Below are 17,847 nucleotides of genomic sequence, written 5' to 3'. Positions count from 1 at the left end.
GTCGAAGGTCATGTCCCTGTGCAAGGGGCGTGCGGACGCCAGAAGGGCGTCGCAGGAGCGCACAGCGGGCTCCGCCGCAAGGCCGGACGAACGCCCGCTCCCTCCATGTGGATTGGGTGAACTTATTGTGAATGCGTGTTCGCGATTGCGGGGATGCTGGTGCTGGACGCACGCCGTGACAGGACATGTCCAGGCCCATGTCCACGAAGCATGATGGTTGCCGCAGGATGCGGCGGCGCTTAATCAAGGTGCTGATTTAAAAGGATTATGTCGGGTTATTTCGTGCGAACTCATGCCCTCATTCCCTGTTTCACGATGCCTCATATGAAATCGAAATTTTTCTGAATGTTGCCGTTTCGTGTCTTTATGTGTATGAATTCCGTTATCGGCACGTGAACAGCTGCTGACTACATTTCCTCTGTCTTGCCGATGCAGAGCTTTTTATGCCTTCACTTTTGAGAGAGAGACATGGAAAAGACTCGCCCACTACACCGCAATCCGTTGAGCCTCGCGCTCAGCTCGGCCCTTCTGCTTGCTGCCGCCCTGCCTGCCTTCGCGCAGGAGGGGGAAGCGGCCAAGGACACCGCCGAAAGCGCGAAGAAGGCTTCCAATGAAGCCGCGGCCACCCAGCTGGACCGCATCACGGTTACGGGCTCGCACATCTACCGCGCTGGCTATGACACCCTGGAACCTGCCGCCGTGGTGTCCCGCCAGGACATCGAGGCGTACGGGCACACCAACCTGATCGATGCGTTGACCAAGATCCCCGGTGTTTCGGCCGGTGTCTCCTCGCGTGGCGACCAGGCTGGCTTCGGTGCAGGCGTGAACTTCGCCAGCCGTTTCGGCCTGGGCAGCAACCGCCTGCTGACCCTGGTCAACGGCCGGCGCTTTGTGACCTCGGCACCGCCAACCGTGTTCGGCGCAGGCGGCGGCTCGGGCATCCAGGTCGACATGAACGCGATTCCGACCGTGATGGTCGAGCGCGTGGAGAGCCTGAGCATCGGTGGCGCACCCACCTATGGTTCGGACGCCATTTCCGGCGTGAACAACATCATCCTGCGTGACAAGTTTGAAGGCGCTGAGGTTGAGATCGGCTTTGGCAGGACTACCAAGAACGACAATGACCGTTACTCATGGTCCGCCATCTTCGGCAGCGGCTTCGCCGATGGCCGTGGTCATTTCACCATTGCTGCCGAACTGGACAACAGCGATGGCGTGAACGCGCTCCAGCGCGATTTCTACCGCAACGGCTACAGCCTGCAGACCAATCCGACCGCAGCAAACGTGGCGCGCTTCCAGTCGTGGCGTACCCCGGGCAATGACGGCCGCATCGATCCCGGCATCCCGTTCAACACCGGGCCGGCCGACGGCATTGCCGACCAGGTCTGGATCCGCAACCGGCGCATTTCCAGCATGACCTTCGGTGGCCTGATCATGCCGTCGGACATCCAGGTGCGGCGCAGCTACCAGCGCAATGCCACAGGTGAATTGAACGGCTTCGGCCCGAACAACAAGCTCTGGCACTTCAACAACAAGGGCGATCTGGTTGCCTACGATCCAGGCATTTCCTATCCCAGCGGCAATGCGTCCGGCGGCGATGGCCTGAATCTCAACGAAACCCTGCCGCTGATCGCCGACCTCGAACGCCGTACGGTCTATTCGACCGGCAGCTTCGACTTCAACGACAACGTGCGTGGCTTCTTCGAACTGTCGCACTACAGCGCCACCGCGCGCGAGACGTTGGACCAGAACGTCTACAACGCCGCTGGCTTCGGTGCTGCCAATCCCGATGGCAGTGGTGACCAGAGCGGCGCGATGCTGTTCAGCGCGAACAATCCGTTCCTCAGTGCGGAGTCGCGCCGTATCCTGGCCGAGAACGGCATCACCTCGTTCCGCCTGTCGCGCTCCTCGCGCGACCTGAGCATGAACAACGCCAGCACCGATACGCGCCTGAGCCGCATCGTGCTCGGCCTGGACGGCTTCTTCGACATTGGTGAGCGCCGTTTCAACTGGGAAACCAGTGTGACCCATGGTCGAGGCGACTTCGACTACAAGGGGACCGGCCTGATCCAGCAGAACTTCATCAATGCGCTCAACGTGAAGCGCGATGCCAGCGGCAACATCGTCTGTGATGCCTCCGCCCCTGGCACGACCGCGGATCCCAACTGCCGTCCGCTGAATCTGTTCGGCGAGAACCAGGCATCGCCGGAAGCACTGGCCTATGTGTCGACGCCGACCCTGGCCAAGGCGCGGACGCGCCAGACCGTGTTCAACGCGTCGGTGACCGGTGGCCTGTTCGACCTGCCGGGCGGCGAGTTCTCCTTCGCCGCAGGCGTGGAGCATCGGCGCGAAGAAGGTTCGTTCACCCCGAGCGAATACCAGCGGCTGGGGCAGGGCCGTTCGGTGCCGATCCAGGGCGCCAAGGGCGACTATCACACCAATGAAATCTTCGCCGAGTTCCTGGCGCCGCTGTTCAACCCTGACTGGGATCTGCCGGGCCTTCATCGCCTGGACGTGACCCTGAAGGGGCGCCGCGTGGTCAACTCGGTGGCCGGTGGCTTCAATGCGTACACCTATGGCGTCCAGTACGAGCCGTTCGCGGGAATCCAGCTGCGCGGCAGCAAGACCCAGTCGCTGCGTGCCCCGTCGATTGCCGAGCTCTATACCTCGCTGCAGCCGGCGTACTACAACATCCCGGAAGTCTGCTCCGTGTCGGCCATCAACGGCGGCACCAATCCGGCAATCCGCCGCCGCAACTGCGAGGCCTTCTTCCAGGCTTACCCGGGTGCGGATCCGGCAACGTTCCAGGCATCGCCGACCAACACCCTCGGCTCGGTCAACGGCTACACCGGGCTGAAGAACGAGAAGGCCAAGTCCTGGACGGCGGGCATCGTGTTCGCACCGGACTGGGCGAAGGGGCTGCGGGTTGCCGCCGACTGGTATGACATCAAGATCACCGATGTGATCACCAGCCTCAGCCCGACCGACATCATCACCGGCTGCTTCGACAACCCGGACTTCAATGCGTCCAACGTGCCCAATGCCAACCGCTTCTGCAGCCTGGTGACGCGCAATCCGCTGAGCGGTGCAGCTACCGACATCCGCACCGAGTACGGCAATGGCCCGGTGCTGATGTTCCGCGGCTGGACGGCCGAGGTGGATTACAACTGGGACATGGGCCGATTCGGGCAGGTCGCACTGGGCTTCTACGGCTACATGCCGAAGAATCGTGGCCAGGCCGCGAACACGGATGTGCCGTTCGTGGAGCGCGTGGGTACGTTCGACGAGCCCAAGCGCCAGTTCCGCTGGACGGCGCAGCATGCCATCGGCAAGTGGAGCTATGGCGTGACGTCCAACTACACCAGCGGCTCGCAGTTCAGCCTTACCGCAACCCCGGAAAGCCGGCAGTACTTCAAGCGTGACAGCTGGACGACCTGGGATGCCAATGTCAGCTACCGCCTGACCGACAATGCACGGGTGAACCTGTCGGTGCTGAACCTGTCCGACGACATCGGGCCGTTCCCGTACGTGCTGGACGCGCTGGGCCGTCGCTACATGGCCAGCCTGCGCTACAGCTTCCGCTGAGCGGAAGGGCTGGAGGAAGAAGGCAGGCCCGGCTTTGCCCGGGCCTGTTCTTCCGAAAGGTCATGCCGGACACGAAAAAGCCCCGCCATGGCGGGGCTTTTCCGTTGCTGCCGTTGCGGGATTACTTCACGCCGAACGCGTACTTGGCCTGCACGTAGATCGCGCGCCCGTAGGCGTTGTACAGGTAGTTGTTGTACGGCTGGCCGCTGGTGCCGGCGAAGCTGTAGCGCTGGTTGTCCGGCATCTTGTTGAACACATTGTTGACCATCAGCGACAGGGTCAGGTTTTCCATCGCGCGGTAGTTCACGCTCAGGTTGTAAGTGGTATAGGAACCCCACTTGCCAGCCTTGTAACCGGAGCTGTGGACGTAGTCATAGCCGTTGCCCACGTAAGCCATGTAATTCGGCGTCTTGCCGATGTAGTTGGCGTACAGGGTGGTGGTCCAGTTGTCCTTGGCCCAGCCGATCGAACCGTCCGCGCGCACCTTGGCGTACGAGTCATACACCCACATCGCATACGGGTCGCGCAGCAGGTCCAGGTACTCGTCGCCCGGCTGCGGCTGCAGCTTGCGCTTGAGCATGTCGGTGTAGTTGGCCGAGAACTGCAGCGAGCCGAAGCGGCCGATGTCCTGCACGTACTTGAAGCTGGCGGTCAGCGCTTCCAGGTTCTGGCGGGCGACGTTCATCTTCGGCGTGTAGATCTCGTCGAGCACGCCCGATGCATCACGGGTGATCCAGTCATTGACGTTCTGGCAGCTGGCCGAGGTGTTGTTGGACTGGCCGTTGCGGCAGTAGTACTCGGCCAGCAGCAGCTGGTCGGAGCTGAGCGTATCGACCTCGTTCTTGATCTTCCAGTTGTAGTAGTCGACCGACAGCGACAGGTTGTTGATCGGTGCCCAGACGACGCCCGCATTCCAGACGTCGGCGGTGATCGGCTCCAGGTCCGGGTTGCCCGAGCGGGTGCCGAACACCGAGACGCTGTCGTATGGGCAGCCGGTGGTGTTGGCCGGATCGAAGCCCAGCTGGCCGCAACGGTAGTAGTCGGTGGAGCCGTTGGCGTAGTAACCGCTGCGGCCCTGGAAGGCGTCGGACAAGGTCGGCGCGCGGAAGGCGGTGCCGTACTTGCCGCGGAACAGCAGGCTGTCGATCGGACGGAACTCGATGCCGACGCTGTAGGTGGCCTTGTCTACGGTGTTGCTGCCGATCTTGAAGGCGTCATAGCGGCCGGAGCCGGTGACAGTCAGCGTCTCCAGCAGCGGCATGCGCAGCTCGGTGGTCACCGCGTAGTTGCTGCGATGGCCTGCACCGGATACGGCGGTGGTGCCCCACACGCTGCCGTCCATCAGGCCCGGGTCGGGCGTGTAGTCCCAGCCTTCGCTGCCACCTTCGACAACCACGGCGAAGCCAGCATCGCCACCGGGCAGCTTGAACAGCGAGCCATTGGTGACCTGGGCGCGGGCCAGGTTCTGCCAGGTGCGGCTTTCGCTGTAGCTGTAGCCGGTGAAGCTCTGGAAGTCACCGGCGGGCAGCGGCGCGTAGAACGCTTCCCAGTTTGGGCTGTAGATGTCGTAGCCGGTGCTGGTGGTGCCCAGCACCGGGCCCAGCACGCGCTGCTCGAAGTAGTCGTTGATCGGGTCGTTCCAGCGTACGAAGTTGCGTTCGGTCAGCTTGTACTCACCGCGGGTGAAGCTGAGGCTGTAGTCCCAGTTGCCTGCGGTGCCGCGGCCGCCAAGGGTGACCTGGTAGGCCTTGTTGCGGTCGGTGTTCATGATGTCGCGGTAACCACCGCCGCCGATGTCCTCTGGCGCGAACACGCGCTGCAGGTTCATGTACTGGCCGCTGGTCTGGTCATAGAAGCGGCCCCACCCCGAAGAGGTGCCCCACCAGGTGTAGCCGGAACCGGTTGCGTACTTGACCTCTTCCAGGCTGTACAGCGCATCGCCGAACAGCTGGAAATTGTCGTTCACGTCGAACGTGGCGGAGCTGTAGATCTGCCCGCTTTCCTTGCCGTTCTTGATGGTCTTGTAGCCGGTGCCATAGACCGAACCGCAGGCCTGGCCGGTCGGCCGGGTGCCGAGCACAGTGGTGCCGTCGAACTGGCCGGCCACGTTGGCGCACAGGTTCGGGTCCATCATCGCGTAGCGGTTGTTGGCGGCCGGCAGCAGCACCAGGAAATCATTGGAGACATACTGCGGGCTGTAGCCGTCGGGGTTGTTGACCTTGGTCAGGTCACGCTGGTAACCCCAGATCGGGCTGGTCTTTTCATACTGCACGTTGACCAGTGCATGGAAGCGGTCATCCTTGGAGTTGAAGCCGCGTGCACCGCTGAGGCGGAAGCTGTTGCCGCCCCCTTCGCTGTAGGCGCCACCACGCACATTGAGCACGCCACCATCCATGCGCTCCTTGAGGATGATGTTGACCACGCCGGCGATCGCGTCCGAGCCGTACAGCGAGGACTGTCCGCCCGGCAGGATCTCGATGCGTTCGACGATGTCGATCGGGATGCCGCTGATGTTGTTGAAGGTATCGCCGCCGTTGTACAGCGCCGGATACGAGAGCATCGGCCGGCCGTTGATCAGGTACTTGGTGTAGCCCGGGCTGAGGCCGAACATGCCGGCCGCTTCGGCACCCTGGGTGAAGGATGCGGAGGTCTGGCCACCCTGCAGGCCGCCGGTGGACAGCGAGGACTGCTGCAGGACATCGGCGACGCTGGTGAAACCACGGGTCTGGATGTCCTCGGCGGTGACAGTCAGGACGGGCGTGTGGTTCTCGATCTCGGTCTGCGGAATCAGCGATCCGGTGACGGTCACACGGTCAAGCTGGGTCGGCGCGTTGCCGTCCTGGGCCAGGGCGGTTCCAGAGGCCAGCAGGGTGCCCATCAGGGCGAGAGTCAGAGGGTGGCGCGAGAGCGTGGAACGTTGGCGAGACATGGTGGATCCCCGTAGTGAGCAATGTCTTGGCGGCGCAGTCCTTGCGCATTAATAATTCGTTCAGTGTGATTCCGTTCAGGTCGACCGTAACACGTCGTTAACGTGTCCAACACGGGTTTGTCACATCACGGCGCTCCTGGAAGACAAGAAAACGCTTCTGAATCAATGGATAAGGCCATTTGTTTTGGTATGTTTCAAAAGGTGGCGACATGCAAGGCAGCGTGTCGGGTCTGAAATTTTATTTTTGGAATCAACGCGTTGCGATGCGTGGGTACTTCCCTGAACTCCGCTGTTTGTGTGTTGAGGTTCACATTTCTGTGGTCAGGCAGGAGAGGGGGCAGTCCTCCCGCCAAAAAAAAGGCCCCGCCGAAGCGGGGCCTGATCCAGACACGGAGTCCGAAGTACGACGGGATTAGAAGTCGTACTTGACCTGGGCCGAGATCTGACGGCCGTAGACGCTGTAGAAGCCGTCGTTGAACGGGGTCGATTCGTTGCCCGGGTAGTTGTAGCGCTGGCCTTCCGGCAGCTTGTTGAACACGTTGTTGACCATCAGCGACAGGGTCAGGTCATCCTGCGCCTGATAGTTCAGGCTCATGTTGTACGTGGTGTACGAGCCCCACTTGCCGGCCTTGGCGCCGGAGGAGTGGACGTAGTCATAGCTGCGGCCGGTGTAGGCCAGGTAGTTCGGGGTGCTGCCGACGTAGTTGGCGTACACGGTGGTGGTGAACTTGGAGATGGCCCAGCCCACCGACACGTCGCCACGGACCTTGGCGAAGTTGTCGTAGTACCACATGTTGTACGGATCGCTCAGCAGGTCCAGCTTCTGTGCACCCGGCAGGGCCACCACTTCACGCTTCAGCATGTTGGTGTAGTTGCCGGAGAACATCAGCGAACCGAAGCGGCCCAGGTCCTGCTGGTACTTGGCACCGACGGTCACCGCTTCCAGGTTCTGGCTGGCCACGTTGAGCTTCGGGGTGTACACGCGGGTCAGGTTGCCACCGGCGTCGCGGGTCACCCAGTCGGTCACGTTCTGGCAGCTGGCCGAGGTGTTGTTCGGCAGGCCGTTGTGGCACTGGTACTCGGCCAGCAGCAGCTGGTCGGTGCTCAGCGTCTTGACCTCGTTCTTGATCTTCCAGTTGTAGTAGTCGACCGACAGCGAGAAGTTGCTCACCGGGGCCCACACCACGCCTGCGCTCCACACGTCGGCGGTGATCGGCTTCAGGTCCGGGTTGCCGGACTTTTCGCTGTACACCGAGGTGGTCTTGTAGAACGAGCAGGCTTCGTCACGCAGTGCGTAACCCATCTGGCTGCAGCGGTAGTAATCGTTCTGGCCGGAGGCGAACGAACCGCTCATGCCCTGGAAGGCATCGGACAGGGTCGGCGCGCGGAACGCGGTGCCGTACTTGCCGCGCAGCAGCAGGCTTTCAACCGGGCGGTACTCCAGGCCGATGCTGTAGGTGGCCTTGTCGACGGTCTTGTCGGCGATCTTGAAGGCGTCATAGCGGCCCGAGGCGCTGATGGTCAGCGATTCGAACACCGGCATGCGCAGTTCGCTGGTTACCGCGTAGTTGCTGCGGTGGCCGGCACCGGCCACGGCGCTGGCACCCCAAGCGTTGCCATCGACGAAAGCCTGGTCGGGCGAGTAGTCCCAACCTTCGCTACCGCCTTCCAGCACGACGGCCAGGCCGGCGTCGCCGCCCGGCAGGGAGAACAGCGAACCGTTGGTCACCTGCACGCGACCCAGGTTCTGCCAGGTCTTGCTGCGGTGGGTGCCATAGCCGGTGAAGCTGGCGAACTGGTCGGGGGTGATCGGCGAATAGAACGCGGTGTAGTCCGGGTTGTAGATGCCGAAGCCATCAGCGGTGGTGCCCAGGCGCGGGCCCAGCACGGTCTCGCCGAAGAAGCCTTCGATCTTGTCCTTCCAGCGTGCGAAGCGGTTCTGGTCCAGGCGGTATTCGCCGCGGGTGAAACTGGCGCTGTAGTCCCAGTCGCCGACCATGCCCTTGCCGCCCAGGGTGACCTGGTAGGAACGGCTCTCATCGGAGTTCAGGATGTTGTTGTAGTGGCCCGGGCCGATTTCTTCCGGCGCGAAGGCGCGCTGCAGGTTCACGACCTTGCCCAGGCCCTGGTCGTAGAAGCCGCCCATCACCGACTTGGTGCCCCACCACAGGGCGCTGGAGCCGGAGGTGAACTCGGTTTTTTCCTTGCTGTACAGCACGTCGGCGAACAGCTGGAAGTTGTCGTTCACGTCGAAGGTCATCGACGAGTAGAACTGGCCGCTGTTCTTGCCGTTCTTCAGGGTCTTGTAGCCGGCGCTGTACACCGAGCCGCACGATTCACCCGATGCACGCTTGCCGACGGTGGTGGTGCCGTCGTACAGGCCTGCCACGTTGGCGCAGCGGGTCGGGTCCATCATGTACAGCTTGTTGTCGGCGTTGCCGATGACGGCAAAATCGTTCGACGGCAGCTGCGCGGTGTAACCGACCGGGTTGTTCTGCTTGGTGATGTCACGCTGGTAGCCCCAGATCGGGCTGCCGTTTTCGATCTGCACGTTGACCAGCGCGTGGAAGCGGTCGTCGAACGCGTTGAAGCCCTTGGCGGCGCTGAAGCGGATGTTGCTGCCACCACCTTCGGTGTAGGTGCCGCCACGGATCGACATCGTGCCGCCGTCCATGCGTTCCTTCAGGATGATGTTGACCACGCCGGCGATCGCGTCCGAGCCGTACAGCGACGACTGGCCGCCCGGCAGGACTTCGATGCGCTCGACGATGTCGATCGGAATGCCACTGATGTTGTTGAACGACTCGCTGCCGTTGTACAGCGCCGGATACGAGAGCATCGGGCGGCCGTTGATCAGGTACTTGGTGTAGCCCGGGTTCAGGCCGAACATGCCGGCGGCTTCGGCGCCCTGGGTGAACGCACCCGAGGTCTGGCCACCCTGCAGGCCGCCGGTGGTGAGCGACGACTGCTGCAGCACTTCAGCAACGCTGCTGAAGCCGCGGGTCTGGATGTCTTCGGCGGTGATGGACATCACCGGGGTCTGGGTTTCGACCTGGGTCTGCGGGATCAGCGAACCGGTGACGGTGATCTTGTCCAGGTTGGTCGCCTTGTCCTGGGCCATTGCCGGGGCGGCGGCCATCAGAGCGGAAATCAGGGCGACGGCGAGCGTGTTGCGACGTGCGGTATTGCTGACGTGTTTCATGTAGTTCCATTGGAGAGCAAAAACAAAAACGGCACTGCGCATGCGCCATCGCGCGGGCCGGAACAACCGGCTCCGCAGCTCAAAACAGTGCTTATCGAACGTAACATGAACTTAACAATCTGTGCACGAATCTATCGCAATCCTGAATTTCAGTCAGGTTACGTCCAGCTTGTATGATGTCGGGTTATCCCCCCTGACCCCGCCGGTGCTCGTTGTGAACAGTTCTCCCCGCCGTCCCCATGTCAGCCAGGTCCAGAAGGGACTTACGCCGCATGCCCGCATCCGCAACGTGATCGCGGTCGGTTCGGGCAAGGGCGGCGTCGGCAAGTCCACCACCTCGGTGAACCTGGCCGTGGCGCTGCAGCAGCTCGGCGCGCGCGTGGGCGTGCTCGATGCGGACATCTATGGCCCCAGCGTGCCGGCCATGCTGGGCCTGTCCGGCCGCCCGGAAAGCCCGGACAACAAGAGCATCGAGCCGTTGCGTGCCTTTGGCGTGGACACCATGTCGATCGGCTACCTGATCGAAGAGGACACGCCGATGATCTGGCGTGGCCCGATGGCCACCTCGGCGATGACCCAGCTGTTCAACGACACCCTGTGGGACGACCTGGATTTCCTGCTGATCGACCTGCCGCCGGGCACCGGTGACATCCAGCTGACCCTGACCCAGAAGATTCCGCTGGCCGGTGCGGTGATCGTCACCACGCCGCAGGACATCGCCACGCTGGATGCGAAGAAGGCGCTGAAGATGTTCGAGAAGGTGGAGGTGCCGGTGCTGGGCATCGTCGAGAACATGGCGGTGCACACCTGCAGCAGCTGCGGGCACATCGAGCACCTGTTCGGCGAGGGCGGTGGCGAGCGCATGGCCGCGCAGTATGGCGTGCCGCTGCTGGGGTCGCTGCCGCTGCAGATCGGCATCCGTGAACAGGGCGATGCAGGCACCCCGATCACCGTCGCCCAGCCGGATTCGGCGCCGGCCCAGGCCTACCGCCATGCCGCACAGCGCCTGATCGAGGAAGTGGGCAAGCGCCCGCGGGCCTCGATCCCGATCCTGTCGTCGCTGCTCTGAGCACAGCTACAGATAAAAAGCCGCCGGCGCGAGGCCGGCGGCAACTTGGAGCTTTCCTGGAGAGTTGTCCGCTTACCAGTCGTACTGAACCTGGAAACGGACGTAGCGCGGATCGTTGAAATACTTCGGCGTGTTGTAGTTGTAGTAGGTGCGGATGGTCGGTGCCGAGCTCGGCCGGCCGTACTTGGTTTCGTACACCTGCACTGGTTTGATGTTGTTGAAGGCGTTGATCACCGACATCTGTACGCTCAGGCCCTTCAGCCAGTTCGGGGTGTAGGTGATGTTCGGGCTGACCGTGAACTGCCACGGGGTACGGCCCGCGCTGCCGACCTTGGAGATATCGTCAGCAGGCTGGTTGCCGTTGAGTTCGCAGCTGTGGAACACACCGGAGTAGCCATACTCGGTATCGAAGCTGCCCCAACCGCCGCCAAGGCAACTCTTTGGTGCGCCGGACTGCGCCAGCATGTTCACACCCACCGACCATTCATCCGTGAACCTGAAACCGCCATAAAGCTTGATGCTGTGGCGATGGTCATTGAACAGATAGCCGTCCGAACCATACATGATCTCGGCGAAATCGAAGTCGGACGTGGTGCCGGTGTCGTCCTGGCCATTGGTGCTCTTGACCAGGCCTTCGTAATTGCCTTCCAGCTTGGACCAGGTGTACGAGAAGCTGGCATACCAGCGTTCGGTCTGCTTGTCTGCACTGAGGGTGACGGCCTTGTACACGCGCTTGGCCTTCGGGCCCAGGCTTGCTCCCGGCACGGTGATGTCGTCAACGTTGCCATCGCCGTCCACGTCCAGGGTTACCTGCAGGTCGCTACCCGGGTTGTAGATCCAGCAGCCCGGCAGCCCTTCCGGCACGGTCCAGGGATCGGCCCAGTTGGAAAGATCATAGCCGGCGGCTACCGCTGCGTTGTAGAGCGAACGCGAATCGCAGGTGTCGTCGATCACCTTGTTGGCACGGCGATATGTTGCCTTGATGCCAACGGTCCAATCATTGAAGAAGTCGATCGAGGAGTTGATCTGTTGCTGGTAGCCAAGGATCACTTCATCCTGGGTGTAGGGCTTCAAACCCTTGGACGCTACTGCGCGAGGATCCGGGGTGACGCCGCTCTCACCGTTGACGATGTTGTCATAGGCACCATCTTCGTAGCTGCCAGTGATGATTGGCGAGCCGTTCGGGTTGATGCCGTCGTAGGTGAAGTACTGGTCCAGGTAGTACGACGCGCTTGCCGCGCGAAGCGCCACGTTGGCAGCGATTGGCAGGGAGTAGCGTCCGGCCGATGCGAACAGCTTGCTGCGGCCGTCACCCAGAATGTCCCACGAGAATCCGAAGCGCGGCTGCCAGATATCATCCTGCTTCACGAAGCTGATGCCGTCGGAATTCTTGTTGTCGAACGAGTCGTTGCGGATGCCGGCGTACAACATGAAGTTGTTGGTGATCTGCCAGTTGTCCTGCACATACCAGGATTTCTGCTTGATCTCGATCGAACCACCATTCCGGAAGTTCACACGGTTGGCGTAATCATCCTCCAGATACCAGAGCGCACCTGCGGAGTAGGAAGTGCCTTGCACCGAAGTCCACTTCTCGTCGCTGTAGCCAAAGCCGATCTTGTGGTCGCCCAGCTGCCAATCGAAGTCCGCACGTGCGCCTTTGCGCTCGTTGCGGCCGCCGAACATGCCTACGGTGCTGGCGACGGCGCAACCGATGCGACGGCCGGTGCCGCCGGTTTCCGAACGGTAATCCAGCACGTATGGGCACGCGCCTTCGGGGCTGTTGATGTTGCCGTCATAGAAGCTGGTCACACCATCGGGGCTGATCGTGTGCTCGGAGCTGCGGTTGCGCATCTGGCCGTACTGGATCGAGCCTGTCAGATTCTCGGTCAGGTAGCTGGTCCACTTGAAGATGTCGGTCTGACCACCGGTCTTGCCGATCAGTTCGCCGAGATCATTGGTGCGTGCGGGTTCGCCAGCAGCGTCAGGCTTGTCATAGAGTGCATTGAAATAGTTGTAGCTGTAGCGACGGCTGTTGTCGAAGCCGGTGTATTCCAGGTGATTGTTCTCGTTGAGATACCAATCGACCTTCAGCAGCCAGTAGGGCGTCTTGGACTCATAGTCGTAGCCGGTCGTTGACAGCGCAGCAGCACTCGGTGGGCGACCATTGGTGGTGTACTGCGATCCGCGGTTGCTGTAGCTGCCGGTCTTGGAGTTGCTGAACTGACCCATCGCGAACACGAACAGCTTGTCCTCGATCAGGGGGCCGCCAGCCCAGACGCTGTAGACGTTCGAACTGCTGCTGTTCTTGTCGTAGGAGCGGAAGATCGAGCCGTCGTTGTAGTAGGTGTCCGGTTCGTTTTCGCGGAGTGAGTCAGGAGCGCCCGTCCAGCTGAATCCGCCCTTCCATTCGTTGGTGCCGCGCTTGACGTTGACGCTGGTCACGCCACCGGTCGAAAAGCCGTACTTGGCGCCATAACCACCGGTCTGAACGTCCAGCTGGTCGATGGCCTGGTACGGAATCTCGGAGAACGAGAGGCTGTCATACAGATTGGTGACGTTGAAACCATTGACGTAGTAGCTGTTCTCGGCCGCGGACGCGCCACCGAACGACGCGGGACCGAAGTACCCGCTGGATGACACGGTGCCGGGAGTCAGCAGCGAGACGCTCGTGACATCGCGGGCGACCGGCAGGGAGTTGAGCTTGTCCGCGGTGAATGTGGTGCGGGATTCGACACTGCCCAGATCAATGGCGTTTGCCGCGCCCAGTGCGCGTACGTTCACGGTCTCCAGCGACGTTGCGCTGCCGGAGGATGCCGACGCGAAGGTGGCCATCGAGGACTGGCCGGCGACCACGGTTACCCGGGTGGTCGCGGTTGGGCTGCCATTGCTGACCGTGCTGACCTCGTAGGTGCCGGTTGGCAGTTGTGAAACACGGAAACGTCCATCGCTACTGACATTCACCTCGCGCGTCGTACCCGATGCCAGGCTCTTGACCTGGATCTTGTCTGCCGAAGTCACGCTGCCGACGATATCGCCGGTGGTGCTCTGGGCGTAGCTGGTGCCGGCCAGTGCACCGAGAACGAGCGCAAGGGCGGTGCGCTTCAGTGTGCGGCCGTTGAAGTTGAGATTCATCGTGTTCCTTTGCGGTTGCATAGGGAGATCGGTGCGTGTCAAACAGACCTGAACGAATCATTCAGGATGAATGAAACCGTAACGATGAATTTTTATTGCTGCAATGTTCATCTGGCGCTCATGTATCGAGCGAGCCTCATGAAATGATTTATCTAATTGAATTAAATGACAAATTTTTTTTGTTTCGAATTTTTTCAGGTGATACGCTTCGATTGAAGTTGACACAATCGTGTGGCAAGTGATGTTCCTTGATGCTGACAGTCTCATTTGTTATTCAGCATCGACTGCGGCTCCCGGGGCCAGGCGGTGCGCCACAGTTCCTGTGCGCCATGAGTGACGGCATGGCCGGGCTGCGGAGCTGGCCTGTAGAATCGCCGCCTCGGGTGCAGCCCGGATTCCCCCTCGTTCAACAGGACAGAGCATGAGCATCAAGAGTGACCGTTGGATCCGCCGCATGTCCGAGCAGCACGGCATGATCGAGCCGTTCGAGGCCGGGCAGGTGAAGCAGGCCAACGGCCAGCGCATCGTCAGCTATGGCACGTCCAGCTATGGCTACGACGTGCGCTGCTCGCGCGAGTTCAAGGTGTTCACCAACATCAACTCGACGATTGTCGATCCCAAGCACTTCGACTCGGGCAGCTTCGTCGACATCACCGCCGACGAGTGCATCATTCCGCCGAACAGCTTCGCGCTGGCGCGTACCGTCGAGTACTTCCGCATCCCGCGCGATACCCTGGTGGTGTGCCTGGGCAAGAGTACCTACGCGCGCTGCGGCATCATCGTCAACGTGACGCCGCTCGAGCCGGAGTGGGAAGGCCACGTCACCCTGGAATTCAGCAACACCACGCCACTGCCGGCGCGCATCTACGCCAACGAAGGCGTGGCGCAGATGCTGTTCTTCCAGGCGGCCGCCGATGACATCTGCGAGACGTCGTACCGTGACCGTGGCGGCAAGTACCAGGGCCAGACCGGCGTGACCCTGCCGCGGACCTGACTGCCTGCGTCAGCGCGTATCGGTAGCGCCGGGCCATGCCCGGCGTTTCCGTTTGTGGGGCCGCGCGCTGCGCTCGCCGGGCATGGCCCGGCGCTACCTCATTTCCCGCGACCGAACAGCATCGCGATGCCGACACCCACCAGGGCCACCGGCCACCAGGTCAACAGCAGCTTGGACAGGTTCAGGTGCGTCCAGCCGAGATTGCTGGCGAGCATGAACAGGCCGATCAGGATCAGCAGGACGGCGGCAACGAGGTTGAATCGCATCGGGTCGGCGAAGGCTCAGGACTGGGCCGGATATCCTAGCCTTTCCTTCCAGTAGGCGACATGCTGGTCCAGCGCCGCCGGCTCGTAACGGTGCGCCGGGCCGCTGCCCCAGACCGGGCCCGGCCAGGCCGGATCACCGTCATGGCGGCCGATGACATGGAAGTGCAGCTGGCGCACGATGTTGCCCAGCGCCCCGATGTTGATCTTTTCCACCCCGTCGGAGCCCTTCAGGGCCTTGCAGGCGCGGTTGAGCTCGGTGCGCAGCTTGTCCTGCTGCTCGCCGTCCAGCTCGATCCACTCGGTTACCCCGGCCAGGCGCGGTACCAGCACCAGCCAGGGGAATCGTTCGTCGTTCATCAGCCGCACTTGCGACAACGGTCCTTCCGCCACCAGCACGCTATCGGTGGCCAGGCGTGAATCGAGTTCGAATTCGCTCATCCAAGATGCTCCGAGAAGAAGTCCAGGGTGCGTTGCAGCGCCAGGGCGGCGCTGTCTGGATCATACGCATGTCCGACCTCCCGGTTGAAGGCGTGATCGGCTGGATAGACGTAGGTGGCCATCTGCGGCAGCTTCTCACGGTGGGCCTGGACCGCTTCCGGCGGGATGCTGCGGTCCTGGGCGCCGAGGTGGAAGATCACCGGGGCCTTGGGCACCTCGTCGAGGAACTGCACGTTGCGCGCGCCGTAGTAGCTGACCGACGGCAGCCCCAGGCGCACTGCGGACAGCATCGCCACCGTGCCGCCCCAGCAGTAGCCGACGGTGCCGACCTTGCCCTGCGGCGCCAGCCGGGTTGCCGCGGCCCGCACCACCTCCAGCGCCCGCTCCATGCCCAGCGCGCCGACCCGTTCCAGACCCTGCTTCACGCCCTCGGCGTCGTAGGGCAGGGCATCCGGGTCGGCGTCGGGCCCATCGACGAGGTCGAAGAAGGAAGGCGCCAGCACCGCATAGCCTTCGGCTGCGAAGCGCTCGGCCACGCTGCGGATGTGCGGATTGGCGCCGAAGATTTCCTGCACCACCACCAGGCCACCGCGCGCGGTGCCTTCCGGCAGGGCCTGCCAGGCCCGTACCGGGCCGTGATGCGTATCCAGGGTGATCCACTCGGCCATCGTCGTCTTCCTCGTTGCTGGGAACAGAGCTGCATTGTCGGTGCTGCGCCGGTTAGCGTGGCGTCAGCGGCTGTGCCGGATCGGGCGGCTGCGGGCTTGCGGTAGTTCGTTCCCGAGGCGGTGCAGAGGGCTGTTTCTGCATTGACCGGTGCACACCCGCAGCCTAAGCTTTCAGCCACGATGACATACAAGCCTCCGGCGCGAGCCGGGGGCTTTTTTGTTGTCCGCGTGTTGCCGATCGCAACGCGCAACCGGTGGCTGTGACGGGCCAGCCACGATGACCCACTGCAGGCAGCCCCGAGCCTGATCACCCCGAACCCCGGCCGCCGCAAGGCGGCTTTTTCATTTCCAGGAGATTCAACACCATGTCCATCAATCAAGCCATTTCCGCCCAGGACTCCGCGCTGTACGTGAAGGCCGGCACCGCCCCGACCGCGCCGAACAATCCGGCCGGCTATACCGAAATCGACGGCCTGACTGCCTTCCCGTTCGGCCGCGGCCAGGCCAACACCCTTGATGCCACCAACCTGCGTTCGAAGCAGATGGAGAACATCGCGGGCCTGTCCGGCGGCCAGGCCGTGCAGGTGTCCGGCCACCGCTGGCCGGTCGGCAGCTCGGCAGGCCAGGAGATCCTGCGCGACGCCGATCCGGATGCCGACCTGCATTTCCTGATGGTGCTGCCCACCGGCGATGCGGCCACCTTCGTCGCCAAGGTCGCCGCCTTCAACGTGGCCCCGGGTACCAACCAGGTGCTGACGTTCACTGCGGACCTGCTGCCGCGTGAGTTCGCGCTGGTCACCGTGGCCGCTGGCGGCACCCCGTGATGCTGTTGGGCAAGCAGCAGATCCTGGACGCACAGGATCGCCGGCACGAGGACGTCGCCGTACCCGAATGGGGTGGCAGCGTGCGCGTGGCGATGATGTCGGCCCGTGACCGTGATCGTTGGGAGCAGGAGACCTACGGCGGTGACACGCCCAAGGTGGATGACTTCCGTGCGCGATTCGTCGGCCTGTGCCTGGTCGATGAAATGGGCGAGCGCCTGTTCTCCGACCATGAGGTGGCCCGGCTGGGCACCAAATCGGCCGCGGCGCTGGATCGCGTGTTCCGGGTCGCACAGACGCTCAATGCGCTCGGCGATGCGGCCGTGGGAGAGCTGGAAAAAAACTGATCCGCCGGCCTGAGCGCCGGCTTCAGTTCCGGATCGCGTGGAGGCTGGGCCTCCCGCATCCGGACCACCTGCTGGCGGGAGTGACCTCCCGCCAGCTCTCGGAGATGTATGCGTTCGCACGCCTGGAGCCGTTGGACCAGCCCCTGCAGGGGATGCTAGCCCAGCTGACCAGCGTGCTGGCGCAGGTGCACGGCAATACGACCACTGCCGAAGACTTCCTGCTGGTGCGGCCGCGCACGTCGCCGGAGGGGGCGGCAAAGGAGCGCTCGCAGCAGCTGCTGGAACTGTTCGGCAGCGCATCGCGACGCAACGCTGCGGCGTGATTCCGGGCGGGGCAGGGCAGTGCTTCTCCGATGCGTGGCATGCAATCGAACCTGGGGCCCTGCGGGGCCCCTC

Annotated in this window: 12 protein-coding genes; 6 read left to right on the top strand and 6 right to left on the bottom strand. The window is 62.7% G+C overall.

The genetic code is table 11. From position 1 onward, the window contains the following. The first annotated feature begins 468 nt into the window (after positions 1-468). The gene (locus CCR98_RS14970) at positions 469-3,585 is read left to right on the top strand and encodes a TonB-dependent receptor (RefSeq protein ID WP_087923226.1); all 3,117 of its coding nucleotides are present in this window, start codon (positions 469-471) and stop codon (positions 3,583-3,585) included. Between the two features lie 121 nt (positions 3,586-3,706). Here CCR98_RS14970 and CCR98_RS14965 read toward each other — a convergent pair whose 3' ends face one another. Next, positions 3,707-6,514 (bottom strand): TonB-dependent receptor, encoded by a 2,808-nt coding sequence (locus CCR98_RS14965; RefSeq protein ID WP_087923225.1) that lies wholly within the window; start codon positions 6,512-6,514, stop codon positions 3,707-3,709. A 412-nt stretch (positions 6,515-6,926) separates the two neighbouring features. Then, positions 6,927-9,716, bottom strand: coding sequence for a TonB-dependent receptor (locus tag CCR98_RS14960; RefSeq protein WP_087923224.1), 2,790 nt, complete (start codon positions 9,714-9,716; stop codon positions 6,927-6,929). Between the two features lie 214 nt (positions 9,717-9,930). On the opposite strand from CCR98_RS14960, the gene apbC reads away from it, so the two are divergent. Then, positions 9,931-10,785: an iron-sulfur cluster carrier protein ApbC gene (apbC, locus tag CCR98_RS14955; protein WP_042359268.1), complete on the top strand. Its 855-nt coding sequence runs from the start codon at positions 9,931-9,933 to the stop codon at positions 10,783-10,785. 72 nt (positions 10,786-10,857) lie between these two features. On the opposite strand, the gene CCR98_RS14950 is transcribed toward apbC, so the two are convergent. Continuing rightward, the gene (locus tag CCR98_RS14950) at positions 10,858-13,917 is read right to left on the bottom strand and encodes a TonB-dependent receptor (RefSeq protein WP_087923223.1); all 3,060 of its coding nucleotides are present in this window, start codon (positions 13,915-13,917) and stop codon (positions 10,858-10,860) included. A 421-nt stretch (positions 13,918-14,338) separates the two neighbouring features. Between CCR98_RS14950 and dcd the strand changes: the two genes are divergently transcribed. Beyond that, a complete protein-coding gene (gene dcd, locus CCR98_RS14945) occupies positions 14,339-14,911 on the top strand; it encodes a dCTP deaminase (RefSeq protein WP_087923222.1) in 573 nt (190 codons plus the stop codon). Between the two features lie 98 nt (positions 14,912-15,009). Here the strand turns inward: dcd and CCR98_RS21210 are convergent, their stop codons facing one another. From CCR98_RS21210 to CCR98_RS14930, 3 genes are read right to left on the bottom strand one after another with little or no spacing between them, the layout of a single operon-like run. Then, positions 15,010-15,177, bottom strand: a complete 168-nt coding sequence (locus CCR98_RS21210) for a DUF5668 domain-containing protein (protein WP_005418011.1) — start codon at positions 15,175-15,177, stop codon at positions 15,010-15,012. Positions 15,178-15,192: 15 nt separating this feature from the next. Further along, positions 15,193-15,615: an HIT family protein gene (locus CCR98_RS14935; protein WP_014037994.1), complete on the bottom strand. Its 423-nt coding sequence runs from the start codon at positions 15,613-15,615 to the stop codon at positions 15,193-15,195. Beyond that, positions 15,612-16,283 (bottom strand): dienelactone hydrolase family protein, encoded by a 672-nt coding sequence (locus CCR98_RS14930; RefSeq protein ID WP_087923221.1) that lies wholly within the window; start codon positions 16,281-16,283, stop codon positions 15,612-15,614. The genes CCR98_RS14935 and CCR98_RS14930 overlap by 4 nt, the downstream gene beginning before the upstream one ends. A 365-nt stretch (positions 16,284-16,648) precedes the next feature. On the opposite strand from CCR98_RS14930, the gene CCR98_RS14925 reads away from it, so the two are divergent. The 3 genes from CCR98_RS14925 (at position 16,649) to CCR98_RS14915 (ending at position 17,774) form a co-directional block, all read left to right on the top strand. After that, a complete protein-coding gene (locus tag CCR98_RS14925; protein ID WP_014037992.1) occupies positions 16,649-17,107 on the top strand; it encodes a hypothetical protein in 459 nt (152 codons plus the stop codon). Beyond that, complete coding sequence (locus CCR98_RS14920; RefSeq protein WP_087923220.1) at positions 17,107-17,451, top strand: hypothetical protein; 345 nt, start codon at positions 17,107-17,109, stop codon at positions 17,449-17,451. Before CCR98_RS14925 ends, CCR98_RS14920 begins: the two co-directional genes overlap by 1 nt. Before the next feature lie 80 nt (positions 17,452-17,531). Beyond that, positions 17,532-17,774, top strand: a complete 243-nt coding sequence (locus CCR98_RS14915; protein ID WP_232463034.1) for a hypothetical protein — start codon at positions 17,532-17,534, stop codon at positions 17,772-17,774. Positions 17,775-17,847: the final 73 nt, after the last annotated feature.

Source organism: Stenotrophomonas sp. WZN-1 (assembly GCF_002192255.1).
Taxonomy (GTDB): Bacteria; Pseudomonadota; Gammaproteobacteria; order Xanthomonadales; family Xanthomonadaceae; genus Stenotrophomonas.
The sequence above is the reverse complement of the archived record's forward strand: the minus strand, read 5'-3'. Positions and strand labels throughout refer to the sequence as shown.

Excerpts from the sequence above, each read along its gene's own strand:
- CCR98_RS14970 (WP_087923226.1), top strand. The coding sequence starts at position 469 with ATGGAAAAGACTCGCCCACTACACCGCAATCCGTTGAGCCTCGCGCTC.
- CCR98_RS14965 (WP_087923225.1), bottom strand. The coding sequence starts at position 6,514 with ATGTCTCGCCAACGTTCCACGCTCTCGCGCCACCCTCTGACTCTCGCC.
- CCR98_RS14960 (WP_087923224.1), bottom strand. The coding sequence starts at position 9,716 with ATGAAACACGTCAGCAATACCGCACGTCGCAACACGCTCGCCGTCGCC.
- CCR98_RS14950 (WP_087923223.1), bottom strand. The coding sequence starts at position 13,917 with ATGAATCTCAACTTCAACGGCCGCACACTGAAGCGCACCGCCCTTGCG.
- dcd (WP_087923222.1), top strand. The coding sequence starts at position 14,339 with ATGAGCATCAAGAGTGACCGTTGGATCCGCCGCATGTCCGAGCAGCAC.
- CCR98_RS21210 (WP_005418011.1), bottom strand. The coding sequence starts at position 15,177 with ATGCGATTCAACCTCGTTGCCGCCGTCCTGCTGATCCTGATCGGCCTG.
- CCR98_RS14935 (WP_014037994.1), bottom strand. The coding sequence starts at position 15,615 with ATGAGCGAATTCGAACTCGATTCACGCCTGGCCACCGATAGCGTGCTG.
- CCR98_RS14930 (WP_087923221.1), bottom strand. The coding sequence starts at position 16,283 with ATGGCCGAGTGGATCACCCTGGATACGCATCACGGCCCGGTACGGGCC.
- CCR98_RS14925 (WP_014037992.1), top strand. The coding sequence starts at position 16,649 with ATGTCCATCAATCAAGCCATTTCCGCCCAGGACTCCGCGCTGTACGTG.
- CCR98_RS14920 (WP_087923220.1), top strand. The coding sequence starts at position 17,107 with ATGCTGTTGGGCAAGCAGCAGATCCTGGACGCACAGGATCGCCGGCAC.